Annotated in this window: 12 protein-coding genes; 6 read left to right on the top strand and 6 right to left on the bottom strand. The window is 73.3% G+C overall.

Going from position 1 to position 21,067, the window contains the following annotated elements; translation table 11 throughout:
• Positions 1-177 precede the first annotated feature (177 nt).
• Entirely contained in the window at positions 178-726 is a 549-nt protein-coding gene (locus tag ACFRIC_RS11080) for a MarR family transcriptional regulator (protein ID WP_326786919.1), read from the bottom strand.
• A gap of 184 nt (positions 727-910) precedes the next feature.
• On the opposite strand from ACFRIC_RS11080, the gene ACFRIC_RS11085 reads away from it, so the two are divergent.
• Positions 911-2,185, top strand: coding sequence for an MFS transporter (locus ACFRIC_RS11085; RefSeq protein WP_382782801.1), 1,275 nt, complete (start codon positions 911-913; stop codon positions 2,183-2,185).
• An 89-nt stretch (positions 2,186-2,274) separates the two neighbouring features.
• Here ACFRIC_RS11085 and ACFRIC_RS11090 read toward each other — a convergent pair whose 3' ends face one another.
• The 3 genes from ACFRIC_RS11090 to ACFRIC_RS11100 all read right to left on the bottom strand — a co-directional run bounded on the left by ACFRIC_RS11090 (position 2,275) and on the right by ACFRIC_RS11100 (position 6,380).
• Positions 2,275-3,090, bottom strand: coding sequence for a class I SAM-dependent methyltransferase (locus tag ACFRIC_RS11090; protein ID WP_382782803.1), 816 nt, complete (start codon positions 3,088-3,090; stop codon positions 2,275-2,277).
• Positions 3,091-3,217: 127 nt separating this feature from the next.
• Positions 3,218-4,885: a SpoIIE family protein phosphatase gene (locus tag ACFRIC_RS11095; RefSeq protein ID WP_382782806.1), complete on the bottom strand. Its 1,668-nt coding sequence runs from the start codon at positions 4,883-4,885 to the stop codon at positions 3,218-3,220.
• A 130-nt stretch (positions 4,886-5,015) separates the two neighbouring features.
• Positions 5,016-6,380, bottom strand: coding sequence for an NAD(P)/FAD-dependent oxidoreductase (locus tag ACFRIC_RS11100; RefSeq protein ID WP_382782808.1), 1,365 nt, complete (start codon positions 6,378-6,380; stop codon positions 5,016-5,018).
• A 373-nt stretch (positions 6,381-6,753) separates the two neighbouring features.
• On the opposite strand from ACFRIC_RS11100, the gene ACFRIC_RS11105 reads away from it, so the two are divergent.
• Positions 6,754-7,533 carry a TetR/AcrR family transcriptional regulator gene (locus ACFRIC_RS11105; RefSeq protein ID WP_382782811.1) on the top strand — a complete coding sequence of 260 codons (780 nt, stop codon included), beginning with the start codon at positions 6,754-6,756 and terminating at the stop codon, positions 7,531-7,533.
• A 980-nt stretch (positions 7,534-8,513) separates the two neighbouring features.
• Positions 8,514-10,235 (top strand): sigma-70 family RNA polymerase sigma factor, encoded by a 1,722-nt coding sequence (locus tag ACFRIC_RS11110; protein WP_382784213.1) that lies wholly within the window; start codon positions 8,514-8,516, stop codon positions 10,233-10,235.
• 36 nt (positions 10,236-10,271) lie between these two features.
• On the opposite strand, the gene ACFRIC_RS11115 is transcribed toward ACFRIC_RS11110, so the two are convergent.
• Entirely contained in the window at positions 10,272-13,697 is a 3,426-nt protein-coding gene (locus ACFRIC_RS11115; protein ID WP_382782813.1) for a BTAD domain-containing putative transcriptional regulator, read from the bottom strand.
• 473 nt (positions 13,698-14,170) lie between these two features.
• On the bottom strand, positions 14,171-16,261 hold the full coding sequence (locus tag ACFRIC_RS11120) for an asparagine synthase-related protein (RefSeq protein ID WP_382782816.1): 2,091 nt from the start codon (positions 16,259-16,261) through the stop codon (positions 14,171-14,173).
• A gap of 887 nt (positions 16,262-17,148) precedes the next feature.
• Here ACFRIC_RS11120 and ACFRIC_RS11125 point away from each other — a divergent pair.
• From ACFRIC_RS11125 to trmB, 3 genes are all read left to right on the top strand, one after another.
• The gene (locus tag ACFRIC_RS11125; RefSeq protein ID WP_382782819.1) at positions 17,149-18,570 is read left to right on the top strand and encodes an MFS transporter; all 1,422 of its coding nucleotides are present in this window, start codon (positions 17,149-17,151) and stop codon (positions 18,568-18,570) included.
• Positions 18,571-18,727: 157 nt separating this feature from the next.
• On the top strand, positions 18,728-19,933 hold the full coding sequence (gene lhgO, locus ACFRIC_RS11130; RefSeq protein ID WP_382782821.1) for an L-2-hydroxyglutarate oxidase: 1,206 nt from the start codon (positions 18,728-18,730) through the stop codon (positions 19,931-19,933).
• A 225-nt stretch (positions 19,934-20,158) separates the two neighbouring features.
• Positions 20,159-20,995, top strand: coding sequence for a tRNA (guanosine(46)-N7)-methyltransferase TrmB (trmB, locus tag ACFRIC_RS11135; protein WP_382782824.1), 837 nt, complete (start codon positions 20,159-20,161; stop codon positions 20,993-20,995).
• Positions 20,996-21,067 lie beyond the last annotated feature (72 nt).

The raw sequence follows: 21,067 nt of genomic DNA on the forward strand, positions 1-21,067 counted from the left end.
GGGCCCCAATCGAATTGAATTCGGGCACACCGAATTCACCCCGGCTGGGATCGAGCTGAAGATTTGAGTGCCGCATCAGCGGCGGAGGTGCCGTCGCGGAACCAGACCGGCTCCGTGACAACTCGAAGAACTTTACGCATCCGGCAGGGCAGTGTCAACACCCACCTGTCAAGATCTTTAATCCAGGTCGCTGAGCCGGCCGCCCGCGTCCGGCTGGGCGTCCTCCACCCGCCGGAGCAGGCGGGTCAGGACCTCGCCCAGGACGCCTCGGTCCTCGGTGGAGAGGTCCTGGAGCAGGTCCTCCTCGAAGACCGTGGCGAGGCGCATGGCCTCCAGCCACTTCTCCCGGCCCTCGTCGGTCAGCTCGACGATGACGCGCACACGGTTCGACTCGTCGCGCTCCCGGGTGACCAGCCCCTCCGCGACCATGCGGTCGATGCGGTGGGTCATGGCGGCCGGGGTGAGGCCGAGGCGCTTGGCGAGCTCGCTCGGGCCGAGGCGGTACGGGGCGCCGGCGAGGACGAGCGCCTTCAGGACCTCCCACTCGGCGTTGCTGATGCCGAGGGCGGCGGTCTGGCGGCCGTAGGCGACGTTCATCCGCCGGTTGAGGCGGGACAGCGCCGACACGATCTTCTCGACCTGGGGGTCGAGGTCCTGGAACTCGCGCTGGTAGGCGGCGATCTGTTCTTCGAGTGTCGGCTCGCTGACGCCGGGGGTGTCGCCCATGGCCCGAGTATCGCATGAGGTCGCTTGGTGTCGAAGTCCTTCAAGGTGTAGAGTTCAACCTCGAACTTTAGCTTTGAAGTCTTCAGGCTTGCATCCATGCGTAGGGAACCGTTCACGGAGACGGTGCCCGGCGGGCGGGCCCAGTACGGCTTCACGACCAAGGCAGGTGAAAGTGACCAGGGCGATGGGCGCAGCGATGCGCCGGATCCACGTGGGCAACGCGCTCAGCGCGTTCGGGCTCGGCTTTACCGTCCCCTTCCTCTACGTCTATGTGGCGCAGGTGCGGGGACTCGGCTCCATGACGGCGGGCGTCGTGCTCGCCGTCTTCGCCGTGGCCGCTCTCGTCGTGCTGCCGTTCGCCGGAAGGGCGATCGTCCGGCGCGGTCCTCTGCCGGTCCTGCTCGCCGCCCTGGTCACCGCCGCGCTCGGTGCGCTGAGCCTCGGGCTGGCGAGCGGCGCGACGGCCGTGGTGCTGTCGGCGGCGGCGCTCGGTGCCGGGCAGGCCGTGATGCAGCCGTCGCTCGCGACGATGATCGTGGACTGCTCCTCGGCGGACACCCGGTCGCGCGCCTTCGCGACGCAGTTCTTCCTGCAGAACCTGGGCCTCGGTGTCGGTGGTCTCATCGGGGGTCACATCGTCGACCCGGACCGGGCGAGCTCGTTCACGCTGCTGTTCGCGATCGAGGCGACGATGTTCCTGGTGCTGGTCGTGATCATGGCGACGGTGCGGATGCCGCGCGCGCCGCGCATCGACGACGACGCGCCCCGGTCCAGGGGCGGAAGCTGGAAGCAGCTCCTGGGCAACCGGGCCATGGTGCAGCTCTCGGTGCTGGGCTTCGTGCTGTTCTTCGCCTGTTACGGGCAGTTCGAGTCGGGGCTCTCCGCGTACGGCGTCGAGGCGGCCGGGATCTCCACGTCCGCGCTCGGTACGGCGATGGCGGCGAACACGGCGATGATCGTGGTCGCGCAGTTCGCGGTGCTGAAGTTCGTCGAGCGCCGCAAGCGGTCCCGGGTGATCGCCGCGGTCGGGCTGATCTGGGCCGTCGCCTGGCTGGCGGCCGGGTACGCGGGTCTCGGGCACGGCAGCCAGACCATGGCCACGGCGGCCTTCGTGTCGACGTACGCGCTCTTCGGGCTCGGTGAGGCGATGCTGTCGCCGACCGTCGCTCCGCTGGTCGCCGATCTGGCGCCGTCCGGGATGGCGGGTCAGTACAACTCCGCCTTCGCCCTGGTGAAGCAGCTCGCGCTGGCGATCGGCCCGGCGGTGGGCGGCCCGATGGGGGCCTCGCTGCACGGCCCGTACGTCGTGACGTTCCTGCTGTTCTCGCTCGGTATCACCGTCCTGGCCGTGCGGCTCGGACGGCAGCTCACCCCCGTACAGAATCAGCCGTGGCTCGCGCGGAGCCGGGTGGTCGCGCAGGGCGGGGCTCCGGTCGAGCCGGTGCCCGCCGGCGCCTGACCACGGAGGCCTCGGGACGGGCGCGGATCATGACGGCCGCCATCACGCAGTGACGTGGTGGCGGCCGTTTCGTGTGCGCGGCGCGAATCTCAGCGGATGCCGGTCAGCAGGTTGGCGGTGAAGGGGAGGGTGGCGGTGCCGTCGGGGGCGGTGTGGTTGGCGAGCCGGTCGCAAACGGTCCGCCCGGCGCGCAGGAGTGCGTCCTCGCCCGCGGTGTCGACGATCGCCTGTCCCCAGGATGTGGAGGAGAGCTGGCCGGGGGCGTACGTGTCGAGGGGTGGGAAGGGGATGCCGAAGGTGACCTGGCGGACGGCGACGTCGTGGAACCCGGCGCCTCGCAGGGCGGTGGAGAGCCGGTCGGGGGTGCCGGAGAACGCGCCCTCGTAGTCCGTCGCGAGTTCCTTGCCGCCGTACTCCTCCACCGCCTCGTACTGGGCGACGAAGTACGGGATGAGGTCTCTGGCGGCCCACGCGGTGGCGGCGAAGCGGCCGTCGGGGCGGGTCACGCGGGCCGCCTCGGCGAAGGCCGCGTCGAGGTCGGGGAAGAACTGGACGCCCTGCTGGCACACGACCGCGTCGAAGGCCGCGTCCTCGTAGGGGAGTCTTTCGGCGGGGGCGACGGTGAAACCGATGTCCGGGTACATACGGGGCGCGCGTTCCACGGCGACGCCGATCATGCCCGCGTTGACGTCCGCCCCTGAGACCCGGCCGGCGGGACCGACCCGGGCCGCCGCCGCGCGGGCCGCGAAGCCGGTGCCGCAGGCCAGGTCGAGCACCTTGGCGCCGGGGTACAGGTCGACCGCGTCCAGGACCGCTTCCACGAAGGGCGCCATGAACGGTGCCGCGTACCGCTCGTAGCGCTCGGGGCCACTTCCTTTGAGCTGAAAGCCCGATTCGTCTGCCATGGGGAGCTCTTAGCACCGGCCGGGCCTCTCGGCCAGGGGACGCGCGGCACGTGTCCGGTCCGCGGTCCGGTGCCAGGCGTACGGGACCGGCCTCCCGGGGCGGGGACGCGCTACCCGGCGCGCGGGTTCAGTTCGCCGCGCGCGGGAGTGCGAACTCGCACCACACCGCCTTGCCGCCGCCCGGTGTGCGGCGCGAGCCCCAGCCGGAGGCGATCGTGGCCACGATGGCGATGCCGCGGCCGGCTTCGTCGCCGGGCTCCGCGCGGCGGCGGCGCGGCAGGTGGTCGTCTCCGTCGGTGACCTCGATGATCAGGCGGCGGTCGGTGCGGCGCAGGCGCAGACGCATGGGCGGGGTGCCGTGCTGGAGCGAGTTGGCGACGAGTTCGCTGGCAGCCAGGACGCCGAGGTCGTGCAGTTCGTTGGGGAAGCGCCAGCTCGCCAGCACGCCGGAGGCGAAGGCACGCGCGCGGGGGGCCGCTTCCATGCCGCCGAGCAGTTCCAGGGCGGCGTTGCGGAAGAGCTCGCCGTCGGAGCCCGTGCGGGACGGGTGCTGGAGGACCAGGACGGCGACGTCGTCGTCGTGGTCGGCGGTGACGCCGGCCGCGCGGACCAGGCGGTCGCAGATCACCTGGGGGCTGCCGGTGGCGCCGGCGAGGGCGCGCTCCAGGGAGGCGATGCCCTCGTCGAGGTCCTCGTCGCGGCGTTCCACCAGGCCGTCCGTGTACAGGACGGCGGTGGAGCCGGGGCCGAGCGGCACCGAGCCGGAGGCGTGCAGCCAGCCGCCGGTGCCGAGCGGAGGTCCGGTGGGTTCGTCGGCGCGGTGGATGACGCCGTTCTCGTCGCGGACGAGGATGGGCAGGTGGCCGGCTGAGGCGTACACCAGCCGGCCCTCGTTCGGGTCGTGGATCGCGTACACGCAGGTGGCGATCTGGTTGGCGTCGATCTCGGTGGCGAGGCCGTCGAGGAGTTGCAGGACCTCGTGCGGCGGCAGGTCGAGGCGGGCGTACGCGCGCACGGCGGTGCGGAGCTGGCCCATGACGGCGGCGGCGCGGACCCCGCGGCCCATGACGTCGCCGATGACGAGCGCGGTGCGGCCGCCGCCGAGGGTGATGACGTCGTACCAGTCGCCGCCGACCGCCGCTTCCGTGCCGCCGGGCAGGTAGGTGGCGGCGATGCGCAGGTCGTCGGGCTCCTCCAGTTCCTGCGGGAGCAGGGAGCGCTGGAGGGTGACGGCGGTCTCGCGCTGACGGCGTTCGCTGGCGCGCAGCCGTTCGGCCGCCTCGGCGTGGTCGGTGACGTCGGTGGCGAAGACGAGGACGCCGCGGCCGTCGCTCTCGGCGGAGGTGTCGACGGGGGTGCAGGTGAACGTGTAGGAGCGGCCGGTCGAGACCTTGCGGGACTTGACCGTGCGGGGCTTGGCGCTGCGCAGGACCTGGTCGAGGAGGGGCAGCAGGCCGAGTTCGTCCAGTTCGGGCAGGGCCTCGCGCGCGGGTGCGCCGGCGGGACGCGCGCCGAAGGCCGCGGCGTAGGCGTCGTTGACGTACGAGACGCGGTGCTCGGGTCCGTGGACGAGGGCGACGAGGGCGGGGACGCGGTCGAGGACGGCGCGCGCCGGGAGTTCGTCGACGGCGAGCCCGGGAGGGGTGTCGTCGGTGAGCTGCTCGGCGCGGGCCGCCGGCACGGAGCCTTCCCCGCGCCGGTCCGGTGCGGCCGTGTGCGGGGCCGTGGGCTCGGTCCGCGCTGCGGCGCGGCGCTGCGTTCCGGGGAGCCGGGCGCTCCAGCGCGTGAAGTTCACAGTGGGGAAAGCCTCGTGTTAGAAGGGCGAGCGGTTCACCCGCCCAGAGTCGTGGACCTGTCTGGCAGTCTGACCGACCTGGTCTGCATCCGTCAGACGCCGTCCCTGCCGGTGGAGTTCCTCGGTCCGGTCAGGACGACCCCTTCGGGTCGGTCGGAGGCTTTCCCCCGGCCGCCAGTTCGAACTCCGCACGGGGGTGTTCGAGCGAACCGAGGGACACGATCTCCCGTTTGAAGAGACCCGCCAGGGTCCATTCGGCGAGCACACGGGCCTTGCGGTTGAAGGTCGGCACCCTGCTGAGGTGGTAGACGCGGTGCATGAACCAGGCAGGATAGCCCCTCAGCTTGCGCCCGTAGACGTACGCGACTCCCTTGTGCAGTCCCAGAGATGCGACCGAACCGACGTATTTGTGCGCATACGTCTCCAGGGGCTCGCCCCGCAGGGTGTGCGCGAGGTTGTCGCCGAGGACCTTCGCCTGCCGTACGGCGTGCTGGGCGTTGGGCGCGGTCTCCTTGCCGGGTTCCGCGGTCACGTCGGGCACCGCCGCCGCGTCTCCCGCGGCCCACGCGTGCGTGACGCCGTCGACGGCGAGCTGGGGGGTGCACTTGAGCCGGCCCCGCTCGTTCAGGGGGAGGTCGGTCGCGGCGAGGACGGGGTGCGGTTTGACGCCCGCGGTCCACACGACGGTGCGGGTCGGGAAGCGCGCGCCGTCGCTGAGGACGGCGATCCGGTCAGCGCAGCTGTTGAGGCGGGTCTCCAGGCGTACCTCGATGTTGCGCCTGCGCAACTGGCTGACGGTGTACCGGCCCATCTCCTCGCCGACCTCGGGCAGGATGCGGTCCGAGGCCTCGACGAGGATCCACTTCATGTCCTCGGGCTTGATGTTGGGGTAGTACCGCGCGGTGTAGCGGGCCATGTCCTCCAGCTCGCCGAGCGCCTCGACGCCGGCGTATCCGCCTCCCACGAAGACGAAGGTCAGGGCCGCGTCGCGGATCCCGGGGTCGCGGGTGGAGGAGGCGATGTCCATCTGCTCGATGACGTGGTTGCGCAGGCCGATGGCCTCTTCGACCGTCTTGAAACCGATGGCGAAGTCGGCGAGTCCGGGGATCGGCAGGGTGCGGGAGACGGAGCCGGGGGCGAGCACGAGTTCGTCGTACGTGATCTGCTCGGCGCCCGCTCCCTCCTCCTCGGTGGCGAGGGTGCTGAGCGTCGCGGTGCGTTTGGCGTGGTCGATCGAGCGGACCTCGCCGATGACGATCCGGCAGCGGTCGAGGACCCGGCGCAGCGGAACGACCACGTGACGCGGCGAGATGGAGCCCGCGGCGGCTTCGGGAAGGAACGGCTGATAGGTCATGTACGGGTCGGGCGACACGACCGTGATCTCGACCTCGCCCCGCTTCAGTTCGGGCTTGAGCTGCCGCTGGAGGCGCAGGGCGGTGTACATCCCGACGTAGCCGCCGCCGACGATGAGAATGCGCGCACGTTCCTTCACCATCCCATGACGCACCCCTCTTCGGAGTTTGTCCACAGCCCCGGCAATTTGTGTGACCGGTCGCCGACAACGTGCAGAGTTGGCCGATTTGCCGGAGTCTAGGGAAAACCCGCAGGTCATGGTGGGTGAGGGGGGTACTCGGACAGGGCGCAACCGGGACGTAAAGGGGCCGTACTCCGATCGGGGGGCGCTCCGTGCGGAACCTGCCCCTTCTGAATTGACCCCCGCTCAACTATGTTCGTGTGTCGACGGGGTGTAGGGGGATGCGCTCGGCGAGTTCGTACGACGGCTCGCGTTCCAGCTTGTTCCACGCGCTCCGGTCTGTCGATGGCGGGGAGAGTCTCCGGGGGGAGACGTCATTACCGGGGGAACGCTTATGCACATTCAGGACTCTCATTGGTCTTCCGCGTCAGCCATCGCACCGAGTGGTGCGATCGGCGCGGCGACGGGCGGCAACGGCCGCGGTCCGAGTGACGGACCGCGTACGACGCCGCTGCGTGTGGACGCACAGCGCAATCTTGAACATGTACTGCGGGCGGCGCGCGAGGTCTTCGGCGAGCTGGGGTACGGCGCGCCGATGGAGGACGTCGCCCGGCGGGCCCGGGTCGGTGTCGGCACGGTGTACCGCCGCTTCCCGAGCAAGGACGTCCTGGTGCGCCGGATAGCCGAGGAGGAGACCTCCCGGCTGACCGACCAGGCCCGTGCCGCGCTCGGTCAGGAGGACGAGCCGTGGTCGGCGCTCTCGCGCTTCCTGCGGACGTCGGTGGCCTCGGGTGCCGGGCGGCTGCTGCCGCCGCAGGTGCTGCGGGTCGGCGTGGCCGAGGACGGTCCCGAGCAGGACGAGGCGCGGGTGCCGCAGCAGCGGTCCCAGCCCGCGCCGGAGTTGCGGCTCGTCGAGCCGCGGACGGCTCCCGATGACGAGCAGGTCGTCGCCGAGGTGGACGACGCCGGTGCGGCGGCGCTGCTGGAGGTGGTCGGGCGGCTCGTCGACCGGGCGCGCGCGGCGGGCGAGTTGCGCGCCGACGTGACCGTGGCGGACGTCCTGCTGGTCATCGCGACGGCGGCTCCTTCGCTGCCGGACGCGGCGCAGCAGGCGGCGGCCTCGGCCCGGCTGCTCGACATCCTGCTGGAGGGTCTGCGCTCGCGCCCCGCGTGAGCCGGACCGAAGGGACCGCGGCGCGGGCGGATTACGACCCGCGCGGGCGTACGGGAGCACGAAGGCACCGCGGGGCACGAGGAAGTCCGCGTGCGCGGGGCCGGTGTTCGTGAGCACGTGAATGCTCCCGGGGCGAGTGAGTTCACTCGCCCCGGGAGCATCGTGCTTCCTGCATCGTGCTTCCTGCACCGTGCTTCCTGCACCGCGCCTGTACGGAACGCCCACTTCCGCGCGTACGACGACTGTTGACCATTCCCCGATCGGGTGATGGTTAGTACTCCAGAGCGACAAGTCCCCTCGGACGAGTGGTTGGTCCGTACGAGCACGTTCCGGCCACGGAGCCTGTGGCACTCTGGCCCGGTATTCGGGTCCGAGTGTGCAGGCGGGGGCTTTCCGCGATGAGTGTGGACGGGCGAGACGAGTCGCCCGGCGACGGTGGCGCCGACGGCGGCACGGAAACGGGCGGTTCACCGTCACGGCAGGTGCCGAGCCAGGGCGGCCCGCACGGCGAACGCCCGCGTGCCGGAAGCCCGTACGGCGAAGACCGGCACCCTGCCGGCAGGGCACCCCACGGCGACGCACGGGACCGCGAGGCCCCGGACCGCGACGCACGGGCCCCCGAGGAGCCGGCCCCCGACGCGCGGGACCGCGACGAGCGGGACCGCGCCGCACAGGACCGCGACGAACGGGACCCCGACACCCCGAACCGCGACCTTTTAGACGCTGATCCCCTGGACGCCGATCCCCTGGACGCCGATCCTCTGGACGCCGATCCTCTGGACCTCGAGGACGACGCGCCGCCCCACGACACCCTCGGCCCCGGCCCTTCCCCCGACCCCGACGCCCACCCCGGAGCGCCCGAGGTCGGTGTGCCCTCGCAGCGTGACCGGTGGGACGTGCGCGAGAGCGGGATCCTGCCGCCCCCGCGGGAGCCGGTGTCCCCGGTGGCCCCGCCCCCCGACGCCGGTCTGATCGAGCGGATGCGCGCGGGCGACGACACGGCGTACGAGGAGCTGTACCGCCGCCATGCCGAGGCCGTCCGCCGTTACGCCCGCACCTGCTGCCGCGACGCGCACACCGCCGACGACCTCACGGCCGAGGTGTTCGCCCGCATGCTCCAGGCCGTACGCGGCGGCAGCGGCCCCGAGCACGCCGTGCGCGCGTATCTCCTCACCACCGTCCGCCGGGTCGCCGCGCACTGGACGAAGACGGCCAGGCGGGAGCAACTCGTCGACGACTTCGCGGTGTTCGCGGCACAGGCCGCCCGCGGGTCCGAAGTCTCGGACGACGACACCCTCGACCTCGGCGCGGACGTGCGCGCGATGCACGAGGCGGAACAGTCCATGGCCATGCGGGCCTTCCGCTCGCTGCCGGAACGCTGGCAGGCCGTGCTGTGGCACACCGAGGTCGAGGACGAGTCCCCGAGCGAGGTCGCCACGCTCTTCGGTCTCGACGCGAACGGCACCCGCGTGCTCGCCAGTCGCGCCCGCGAGGGACTCAGGCAGGCCTACCTCCAGGCGCATGTGAGCACCACGCTCACCCGGGACGAGGAGTGCGCGCGCTACGCGGACCGGCTCGGCGCCTACGCGCGCGGCGGCCTGCGCACCCGTGCCGAACGGGGTCTGCGCAAGCATCTGGAGGAGTGCGCGAGATGCCGCCTGGCCGCCGGCCAGATCAAGGAGGTGGCGGGCGGCATCCCCGCGGTCGTGCCGGTCGCGGTCATCGGCTGGTTCGGTGCCGCCGGGTACGCGAAGGCGGTCGCGCTCGTCGCCGGGGGCGCCGGGGCGGGGGCGGCCGGGGCCGCGGGCGCGGCGGCCGTGGCGGGCGGCGGGTCGGGAGGCGCGGGCGCCGGAGGTGGCGCCGCGGTCTCCGAGGGACTCGGCGCTCCGGTCAAGGCCGGTATCGCGGCGGGTGTCGTCGCGGTGGCCGCGGCGGCGGTGGCACTGTCCCTGGTCGGCAACGGCGGCCCCGCCGCCCGGCGGCCCGAGGCGGGACCGGCCGCCTCGCCCGCGGTCGAAGCGCCGGTGGCCCCGCCGACGCCGTCCGAGAAGCCCCCCGCGCCGAAGCCTCCGCCGGCGGCGCACGGCCCGGCGCCCGCCCAGCCTCCCTCGACCAAACCGGAGCCGGCCCCGAAGCCGACACCGGAAGCGGCCCCGAGCCCGAGTCCGCGCCCCACGCCGCCCCCGGCCCCCACCCCGACGCCGCTGCCGACGCCACCCCCGCCGGAGCCGGACCCGGAGCCCACGCCGACGCCTCCCCCGCCGGCCCCCGTCGTCTACCGGTGGAGCGACCTGGACTACGACGTCGTCGGTGACCACACCGAGCCGGAGATGCGGATCGGGGAGAGCAGCTGGGTCTGGCAGCGCGCCAGGATGAGCATCGGCGACACCCGGTACGCGTACGGGGTGACCGTCCACGGCCGGTCCTCGGTCACCGTCGACCTCAACCGCGACTGCAGCTCGTACGACGCCCTGGCCGGTGTCGACGATCTGATGCTGGGTCTGGGCAAGGTGCGCTTCTCCGTCTACGCGGACGGGTCGCGGCTGTGGCGCTCACCACTGATCGAGGGCGGCGACCCGGCGGTCCCGGTCCATGTGAACCTCACCGGCCACCGGACGGTCCGCTTCGTCGTCGAACCCCACAGCGCGTTCGACTCGACGACACTGGGCGACTGGGCGGAGTCGAAGTTCGTCTGCCGGTGAGCCCGTGCTCCGCAGGGGGCGCGTGCCGGTGAGCGCCTACTCCGCGGGGAACTCCTCCAGCGCGCGGGCCAGTTCGACGAGCGCCTCTTCCTGGGTGCGGCCGGAGCCGCGGGCGCGCTCGGACTCGTAGCGCTCCGGGCCGAGGGCCGCGAGGGCCGCGGCCTCGGTGCGCCGCACGTCGGCGCTCTCCCGGACGGGCCGCAGATCGCCGCCGCGCCAGCGGGTGCCCGCGGCCAGCAGCCGCACGGCCACCTCGTGGGCGCCCAGTTCGCCGAAGAGACGCGCGGCGCCCTCGACGACGGCGGACGCCACGACGTCCGCGCACCGGGTGTCGATCGCGTGCCGCAGCGTGGCACTCAGCTTCCGCAGACCCGCGACGGGCCCGGACTCGGCGGCCGTGACCATGGCGTCGATGCCGTTCAGACCGACCGTGAACTGCGGTGGCGGGGTGCCGCGGAGACTCTCCTCGCGGGATCTCTCGCACAGTTCGCGCGCGAGGGCGACCTCCCCGTCGTCCAGGACCACCTGGGCGCGCAGCAGATGGACGAACGCCCGGGAATCCGTCACCCCGTACAGATCGGCGGCGGCGCTCGCCTCGTCCAGCTTGGCCAGGGCCACGGAGCGCTCGCCCGCGCGGTAGGCGATCTCGGCCAGCCGGGCCATGAGGAACGGCACCTCCGCGTAGGCCCCCACCTCGTAGGCGAGCCGCAGCCCCTCCTCGTACTCGGCCTTCGCGTCGTCGTACAGGCCGCGCGCCATGGCGGCCTCGCCGGCCGCGCTGCACACCTGGGCGCGCATCCAGCGGTCTCCGACCCGTCGGCTGAGCACGCGCAGTTCCGCCAGGTCCTCGTCCACTCCCGGCATTCCGCCGGGGGCGTCGACGACCATGTGCGTACGGAACATCAGGGCGACGCCGATCTCCCATTCGCCGCCGAACTCACGGCAGTTGGCGACCGCCGCGTCCATCGCGGGGCCCACGTCGTCCGGCTCGCCCAGGAAGTGCGAGGCCATGGGCCAGATGATCCCCGGCATGCGCGCGGCGTCCGGGCCGCCCCGCTCGAAGGCGCCCCGTACCCGCTCCACGTACTCCCGCAGCCGCTTCTCCCCCCACTCGTCCAGGGGAACGACGTCCACCTTCATGAACAGATGGAGCATGCGCACCCGCATCCGCGTGGCGCGCAGCGGGTGGTTCTCCTTCCGCTCGGGATGGTCGAGGAAGGCGGCCACCGGGTCGACGCCTTCGAGCTCGGCGGAGAGGGCGTCGCCGCAGGCGGACACGGAACCGGCGGTCCCCGCCGGACGGCTGCCTGACGGCAGGTCGAGCCATGTGCCCAGTCTCAGGACGAGTTCGGTCCAGGCGATGGCTTCGTACCGGAAGTTGCGCAGCCACCAGAACCAGCCCATGTCGAGGACGAGAGCAGCGGCCTCTTCCTCGTCGTGGGCGGCGAGCGCGCGCTGGAGGGCCGCCCGGATGTTGTCGTGCTCGTTCTCCAGGCGCCGGATCCACGGGAGTTGTCCGGCCGAACGCAACCGGGGTTCGGCCTCCTCGGTCAGGGCGCGCACCCACGCACGGTGGCGCCGCTCGGCTGCGGCGCGCAGTTCGGGGGCCTCGGCGGCGCGTTCGCTGGCGTATTCGTGGATGGTCTCCAGCATGCGATAACGCATGCCGCCGCCCGTGTCGTCGCCGTGGCTCCAGGCGTCACGAGGACCGTCGTCGGTTCCGTACGGAGGACTGGCGTCGCCCGTGCCGGCGGGGGTGGCGACGAGGAGGGACTTGTCGACGAGGGCGCCGATGAGGTCCGCGGCGGGTCCGGTGCACACGGCCTCCGCGGCGGCCAGGTCCCAGCCGCCCGCGAACACGGAGGCCTCGCGCAGCACGGTCCGCTCCCGTTCGTCGAGCAGATCCCAGGACCAGTCGACGACGGCACGCAGGGTCTGCTGGCGGGGGAGCACCGTGCGGCTGCCGGAGGTGAGCAGCCGGAAGCGGTCGTCGAGGCGGTCGGCGATCTGCCGGGGGGTGAGCAGCCGCAGCCGGGCCGCGGCCAGTTCGATGGCCAGGGGCAGGCCGTCCAGGCGTCGGCAGATCTCGTCCATGGCGGCGGAGTCGTGGAGCGCGCCGGCGGCGTCCGGGCGCACCACGGAGGCGCGCTCCATGAAGAGGCGGCGCGCGGGGTCGGGCGGGAGCGGCTCGACGGGGCGCACCAACTCGCCGGGGATGCCGAGGGGTTCGCGGCTGGTGGCGAGGATCGTGAGTCCCGGGCAGCGGGTCAGCAGGGTCTCGGCGAGTTCGGCCGCCGCGTCGATCACGTGCTCGCAGTTGTCGAGGACGAGGAGCTGGCTGCGCGGGGCGCAGTACGCGACGAGCAGGGCGACCGGGTCGTCCTGGGCGACCGCCATCTCGTTCGTGATCAGAGCGGTCTCGCGCAGACCGAGGGCGCTGACCACCGCGCCCGGGACGGCCTCGGGCCGGTCGAGCGGGGCCAGCTCGACGAGCCATGCCTGGTCGAGGCCGGCGGCGGCTTCCTCGGCGAGGCGGGTCTTGCCCGAACCGCCGGGTCCGGTCAGCGTGACCAGCCGGGCCCCGCGCACATCCGAACGGATGGCCCCGACCTCGCGTTCCCGTCCCACGAACGAGTTCAGCCGGGGACGGATGTTCCCGGTCCGCTGGGCACGGGAGGGGTCCCCGGGGCGGGGGCCGGCGGCTTCGGTGCCGGGTACCGGCTCCCGCGGTCCGCCGCGCGTGTCCCGTGGGTCGAGCAACGCGGCGTGCAGATCCTGGAGCTCGGGCCCGGGGTCCGCGCCCAGACCGTCCAGGAGGGCACGGCGTACGTCCTCGTAGGCGGCCAGCGCGTCGGCGCTCCGGCCGGCCTCGCGCAGGGCGCGGATGAGCAGGGCGTGCAGCGCCTCGTCGTACGGGTGAGCCGTCGTCAGCTCCTTCAACTCCGGTACGACGTCGGCGGCACGGCCGAGCAGCAGGTCCGCCTCGACGCGGCTGCGGGTCGCCTCCAGACGCAGGGCCTCCGGGCGGGTGGCGGCGGTGCGGTCGGGGAGGTCCGCGAGGGCGGGGCCGCGCCACAGGGCGAGGGCTTCGCGCAGGCGGGTGGCGGCCGTGTGGGGGTCGCCCTCCTCGAGTGCGGTCCTGCCCTCCGTGACGAGTCGCTCGAACACGAACAGGTCCACGTCGTCGCGGGTGGCGTGGAGGCGGTAGCCGCCGGGTTCTGAGGTGACCGTGTCCTTGCCGATGGCTCGGCGGAGGCGGCCGATGAGTGCCTGTAGTGCCGCTGGGGCGTCCTGGGGTGGGGTGTCCGCCCACACCTCGTCGATGAGGGTGTCCGGGGAGAGGGTTCTGGTGGGGTGCTGGGCCAGGGCTGTGAGCAGCGTGCGGACCCGGGGGCCGCCCACCGCGACGAGGGTTCCCCGGTCGTCCTCCGCCTGGGCAACCCCCAGAATCCTGTACCGCACGCCCCCATTCTCACCGCCCCCCGCCCCGGGGTCACAGGGTTACCCCGCCGGGGCCTGTCGCGGCGCCCCCTCCCGGCGCCCTTGGGCACCCCCCAAACCTTCTCTCGCCCCCTCCGCCCCTACCCGTCCCACCCCTGGGGCTCCGCCCCAGACCCCGCTCCTCAAACGCCGGAGGGGCTGAAAATCTCGCCGGCCGGGGCTGAAGGCTTGGAGCGGACGGGGTTGGAAGCTTGGACCGGACGGGGCTGAATCCTGCTGGAACCGTCTGGACCACGCACCCGCAGCCGGAATACGACGGCAGGGGCCGTGCCGGTACATCAATGGCCGTCGCCACCGACGGTCACATCTCCGCCCAACGGCGACGGGCTGATGCACCGGCACGGCCCCGACCCCCCACCGGACGGGAACCGCACCCACCGGCCGAACCCACCCACCGAGCGGGAACCGCGACCGGTACCGGTCCCGGCCCCCGTTCAGGCCTGTCGCGCCGCCCCCAGCGCCCGCCCCTGCGGCACTATCCCCGCGGGAACCGCGCGTTGACGGGCCGGTGTGCCCGTCCAGCAGGTGCCGCGACGTGCCAGCAGCCGCCGCAGCCACAGTTCGAGCGACACCAGGTCCGCCAGCCCGTCGAGCGGCAGCGGCGCCCCCTCCGCCGCCGAGCGCAGCGCCTTGCGGACGACCCGCGCCTCCACGAGCCCCGCCTGCGCGAGCAACGGCGTGTCGAACAGGGAGACCAGGGAATCCGCGGCCACCCGCACCCCCGTCCGGGCCGCCGCGTCCGAGGACGCCTGGGACGGAGTCCCCCACCCGGGCGGCAGATCGGCCACCCCGGCCCCCTCCAGCACCGTACGGAGAATCGCCGCCCGCGCCCCGGGCTGCACCCGCAGCGCCTCCGGCAGTTCACGACAGGCCCGGACGACCTGGTTGTCCAGGAACGGCGTGTGCAGCCGCTGGAAGCGGATCTCGGCGGCCTGCTCCAGGACGCGGACGTCGGCGGCGTGGCGGGCGAGCGCCGCGCGGGCGCGGAAGTCCCCGGGCCGCTGCCCGGGGGAGACGTTCGGCCGCCCGCCGCCCCCTTGAAGGCGAACCGATACTTCAGCCAGTGCCTCCCCGGTCAGCCAGCGCGCCGCCGGCCCGGGTCTCGCCCAGCTCAGCGCGGCGAGCGAGGCACCGACCGCGCCTTCGAGGTCGTCGAACCGCCGCTGCAGCAACTGCTCGGCGAGGACGTCGACCCCGGTGCGGTACGGCGTACGGGCGAGCTTGCGCGCGGCACCGTACACGCGCGCGGGAACCATCACGGAGCCGTCGGCCTTCGTCAACGCGGCGACGGGCCGCACGAGATGGCGTCGTTTGCGGTCCATGAGGAGGTCGGCGAGCCGGGCCGGGTGGGCGTCGAGCACCTGCCGCGCGCCGTAGCCCGTGAAGTGGTCGGCGCTGCCGGAGGCGAGTCGCGCGCGGTGGCGTGCCGCGGTCACCAGGGAGGGCCCCGGCTCGTCGGTCAGCGGCCCTTCGAGGTCGGCGTAGGGGAGCGTCTCCTCTCCGCCGGTGACGACCACGTGGTGCAGCCGGGGGTTCGCGGCCAGCGTCCCGGCCCGCTCCAGTTCGGCCTCGCGCCCGCGCACGGCGAGGTCGTTGAAGGTGACCGCGAGGAGCCGTTCCCCGGCGCCGGTGCCGTGTCCGAGGACCGTGCCGGGCGCCCCGGGAAGGCCGGCGGCGAGGAGGGCGAGGGTTCCCGAGGCGAGCCCTCCGGAGAGGTCGGCCCCGATGCCGGGCACCGGCGTCCCCCGGGCGGCGCGCCGCTCGGCGGGTCCCATGCCGGGCACGGGCCCGGGGTCCACGTCGGTGCCGGGCACGTGGCGGGGAGCGGAGAGGCGGGCGCGGACGGCCTCCACGAGGGCGTCCCGTACGGCGTCCACGGCGACGGCGGGATCGGTGGGGGGCGCGGCGACGGCCAGGGAGGCGACGGGTTCGTACCCGGCGATCTCGCGCGCCCCGGCCCGCAGGATGAGGGTGTGTCCCGGCGGGATGCGGCGTACGCCTTCGTACGGCGTGGAGTCGTGCACAGCGGCCGGTACGTCGGGGGCGGCGAGCATCGCCGCGAGGTGCCCGAAGTCGAGGTTGGCCTCGATGAGGTCGGCGAGCGGGAGGGCGGCGGTGGCGTAGGCCGTGCCGCCGGCCCAGGGGGTGTAGAAGACGGGCCGGGCGCCGGCGAGGTCGCCGCAGACGGTCACGCGGCGGGCGACCTGGACGACGACGGTGTAGCTGCCGGACCAGTTGGTGAGGTGGCGGAGCGCTCCGCCGCGAGCGGCGAACAGTCCGACGCGCAGTTCGTCGTCGGAGGCTCCGCAGATGCCGAGGACGGCGATGCGGTTCTCCGCGTCGGCCTTGACCACGCGCACCTCGTCGGGCCGCCAGTCGCCGACGGCCCAGAGCGGATCAGGGTCGCCCCACAGGAGTTGGGAGCCGACGGGGTGAACGGTCTCACCGTCGTTTCCGGTGGCGCCCGCCGAGCCGATCGCGGACGCTCTGGCGACGGTGCTGCTCCACCCCACCAACCATCGCATCGCCGCCTCCACAGGCTGTGGACAACCAGTGCACCGTACGAACTCGGCACCATGCTGCCACGAAGGAGGCGTACGGGAGGGCCCCTGCGGCGGCTTGCGCTCCCCGGAGTGCGCCCCCACGTGACCACCCACGCCACCGCACACGGGGCGGTGACCGGCAAATGCCCTTCCTGCAGGGCCTGTTGAGGGAAACGGCGGGCGCCGCACGGCACCGAGGGAAAATCCACTCCGGACACCGAACGGGCCCGATCCACGGGCCGCCTCCCGCGCGGCAGTCGACCCGCACCGCCCCAGCAGCACCCCGACCGCGAGTCCACCCGGCGAACCCCGCACCCCCACACCCCCGCGAGGCACACCTCGCCCACCGCCACCCCCGGCGGTTCGACGCGAATGCGCCCCCGATACGCTCCCTCAGGACGCCCTTCGCGCCCTCAACTCGTATGGTGGGAGCCCTGATTGCCCTCAGGAGGGGCCATCGGTTTTCGGCCAAATCGGCGAGCGGCCGACGGGCGCGGACACGCTCCGTACAGGCCTTGCGCACCACTTCGGCAACGCACAGTCCGGGAGGCGGAGTTCGCCCCCCGGACCGGTCCGCCGCCCGCGGGGATGTAGGCGGCGGTGTCCCCCAGCCCACTGGATCCAGTACAGCGGGCCGACCCACGCATGTTCCATGGAAGCGCTCCCGGCCATGGCCGGAGAAGAGCGCACGGACGGGCGCACAGCCACACAACAGGAGCACGCCGCGACAGTCCGTACAGTCGTACGGACCACAATCCCGCCAACCGGACGTACGCCCCTTAACGCTGGGGATCGGGCGAACTACGCTGGGTTTACGAATGCCGCGTGGTTATGCCATCGCGGCAGCCGTCTGTGTCGAGGGGTGGCGCATGTCCAGGGAGCAACGCGGGCCGAACGAAAAACTCGGCGCCGTTCTCGCCCTCGCGGGAATCAGCAACGCAGGACTCGCGCGTCGCGTCAACGATCTTGGCGCTCAACGCGGGTTGACTCTTCGCTACGACAAGACGTCGGTGGCGCGCTGGGTGTCGAAGGGCATGGTGCCGCAGGGCGCCGCGCCGCACCTCATCGCGGCCGCCATCGGCCAGAAGCTGGGCCGTCCCGTGCCGCTCCACGAGATCGGCCTGGCGGACGCGGATCCCGCGCCGGAAGTGGGCCTCGCCTTCCCCCGTGACGTCGGGCAGGCGGTGCGGTCGGCGACGGAGCTGTACCGCCTCGATCTCGCCGGGCGGCGGGCCGGCGGCGGCATCTGGCAGTCACTGGCCGGTTCCTTCGCCGTGAGCGCCTACGCGACTCCCGCGTCCCGTTGGCTGATAACCCCGGCCGACAGTTCGGTGGCGCGCGAGGTGAGTCCGGGCGAGGGCTCCGGAGCGCCGCTGAAGGTCGGCCACAGCGATGTGCTGAAGCTCCGCGAGGCGGCCGAGGACGCGAGGCGCTGGGACTCCAAGTACGGGGGCGGCGACTGGCGTTCGTCGATGGTGCCCGAGTGTCTGCGGGTCGAGGCGGCACCCCTGCTGCTCGGTTCCTACTCGGACGAGGTCGGCAGGGCGCTGTTCGGCGCGTCGGCGGAGCTCACCCGGCTCGCGGGCTGGATGGCCTTCGACACGGGCCAGCAGGAGGCCGCCCAGCGGTACTACATCCAGGCGCTGCGGCTGGCCCGGGCGGCCGCCGACGTGCCCCTCGGGGGCTACGTCCTGGCCTCCATGTCCCTCCAGGCGACCTACCGGGGCTTCGGCGACGAGGGCGTCGACCTCGCCCAGGCCGCGCTGGAGCGCAACCGCGGTCTCGCCACGGCCCGCACCATGAGCTTCTTCCGGCTCGTGGAGGCACGGGCCCACGCGCGCGCGGGTGACGCCCAGGCGGCCGGCGCGGCGCTGAAGGCGGCGGAGGGCTGGCTGGAGCGTGCCCGCGACGGCGACAACGACCCGTCCTGGCTCGGCTTCTACGGATACGACCGCTTCGCGGCCGACGCCGCCGAGTGCTACCGGGATCTGAAGGCCCCGCGTCAGGTGCGCCGGTTCACCGAGCAGGCGCTGTCGAAGCCCACGGAGGAGTTCGTGCGCTCGCACGGGCTGCGCCTGGTGGTGTCGGCGGTCGCCGAGCTGGAGTCCGGCAATCTGGACGCGGCGTGCGAGCAGGGCGTGCGGGCGGTGGAGGTCGCGGGGCGCATCTCCTCCGCGCGCACCACCGAGTACGTGAAGGACCTGCTGCACCGGCTGGAGCCCTACGGCGACGAACCGCGTGTGGTGGAGCTGCGGGAGCGGGCCCGTCCGCTTCTGATGGCACCGGCCTAGGCCGCCGACGGCCCGGGTCGAGGGGGGAGCGCCCGGCAGCACGGGCGCGGTCAGGGCGCCGCGGTCCCGCGGCGCGAAGGAAACACGGGGCACTGTCCCGGGGTTTGAGGGCATTGTCAGTGGCGCAGTGCACTATCGAGGCCGGGAGGTGGTGCGGATGCGGAGCGCGTACGACTGCGATGTGCTGGTGATCGGCGGGGGGATCGTCGGTCTGTCGACGGCGTATGCCATCACACGGGCGGCACCGGGCACGCGGGTGACGGTGCTGGAGAAGGAGCCGGGACCCGCCCGGCACCAGACCGGGCGCAACAGCGGGGTGATCCACAGCGGGATCTACTACCGCCCCGGATCCCTGAAGGCGCGGTACGCGGTCAAGGGTGCCGCCGAGATGGTCAAGTTCTGCGCGGAGTACGACATCGCGCACGCCGTCACCGGCAAGCTGATCGTCGCGACGGAGAAGTCGGAGCTCCCCCGCCTGCACGGCCTGGTGCAGCGCGGCCGGGAGAACGGCATCCCGGTCAAGGAGCTGGGCCCGGCCCAGCTCACCGATTACGAACCGGAGGTCCGCGGCCTCGCCGCCATCCACGTCGGCACGACGGGCATCTGCGACTACGTGGCGGTGGCCCGCCGGCTCGCGGAGGCCTCCGGCGCGGAGATCAGGTACGGGGCGCAGGTCGTGCGCGCCGACCGCCGCCCCCACCTCGGTGTCGCCGTACGCACGGCCGACGGGACGATCGTCCGCGGCCGGGTGCTCGTCAACTGCGCGGGGCTGCACTGCGACGAGACGGCCCGGCTCACGGGCGACGACCCCGGGATGCGGATCGTCCCCTTCCGTGGCGAGTACTACACGCTCGCGCGGCCGGAGCTGGTGCGCGGCCTGGTGTATCCGGTTCCTGACCCGGCGTTCCCGTTCCTCGGTGTCCATCTCACCCGGGGTATCGACGGCGGGGTCCACATCGGCCCGAACGCGGTGCCCGCGCTCGCCCGTGAGGGGTACGGCTGGGGAGTCGTCCGGCCCCGTGAACTGGGCGGGACCCTGGCCTGGCCGGGCTCCTGGCGGATAGCCCGGCGGCACTGGCGCTACGGAGCCGGGGAGCTGCGCCGGTCGGTGTCGAAGGCGGCGTTCACGGAGGCCGTGCGGCGGCTGCTGCCCGCGGTGAACCCGGAGGACCTGGTTCCGGCCGCGGCCGGTGTCCGCGCCCAGGCGGTCCTGCGGGACGGCACCCTGGTCGACGACTTCCTGATCAAGGAGGGCCCGAGGACCGTGCACGTGCTGAACGCGCCGTCCCCCGCGGCCACCGCGTCGCTCCCGATCGGCCGGGAGGTCGCCCGCCGGGCCCTGGCATCACTGGCCTCGGCCTGACCGACCCACCCCACCGACCCGGGCGCCCCGCCCACGAGCCCGGCGACCCACGAGCCCGGCCCACCGAGCCCCGGCGCCCCGCCCACCGGGCCCCGGCGCCCCGCCCGCCCCGGCCGCGCCCCGGCACGGGCCGTCCCGCGCCGGGGCGCATCAGCCCCCGCGACCGGCCCCCGGGTGCCGGACGGGCCGGTCCCCCGGTGCCGCGCCCGTAAAATCGACCCCACTGTGTCTGAATTCCTCGACTCCACCGAAGAGACCCGGCCCGCCTCCGCCGAGGACGGCTCGCCGCGTCACCACCGTGCCCAGGGCGAGCCCCGCTTCCCCGACGGTCCGCAGGCGGATCCCGCCGGCTCGCACTTCGAGCGGCGGATCCGGAGTTTCCAGCCGCGCCGGAGCCGGGTGACGACCGGACAGGCCGACGCGCTGCAGCGGCTGTGGCCGAAGTGGGGTCTGGACATCGACGGACAGCGCACGCTCGACCTGGCGGAGCTGTTCGGGGCGGACATCCCCGTCGTGCTGGAGATCGGCTTCGGCATGGGCGAGGCCACCGCGCAGATGGCGGCCGACGACCAGGGCACCGGGATCCTCGCCGTGGACGTGCACACCCCGGGGCAGGGCAACCTGCTCAACCTCGCCGAGCGGAACAGCCTGACCAACGTCCGCGTGGCCAACGGCGACGCGATCATCCTGCTCCGCGAGATGCTGCCGCCCGCCTCGCTGAACGGCCTGCGCGTCTATTTCCCCGACCCCTGGCCCAAGAAGCGGCACCACAAGCGGCGGCTGATCCAGCCGGAGTTCCTGGACCTCGCCGCGACCCGTCTCGCGCCGGGCGCGCTCGTGCACTGCGCGACGGACTGGGAACCGTACGCCGAACAGATGCTCGACGTGCTCGACGCGCACCCGGACTTCGAGAACACCGTGCCCGACGGCGGTTTCGCGCCCCGTCCGGAGTTCCGCCCGCTGACCCGTTTCGAGGGCCAGGGACTGGACAAGGGTCATGTGGTGAACGACCTCCTCTTCCGGCGCGTACAGCATCGAGACCAGCACACCCCGGGCGTCTGACCCGCACACACCTGCCGGCGTCCACCGGGACTTCCCGGGGACCCGGTTGCCGTCGCGGGCCACGCCCTCCCT

This window comes from Streptomyces sp. NPDC056738 (assembly GCF_042790435.1).
Lineage (GTDB): Bacteria > Actinomycetota > Actinomycetes > Streptomycetales > Streptomycetaceae > Streptomyces.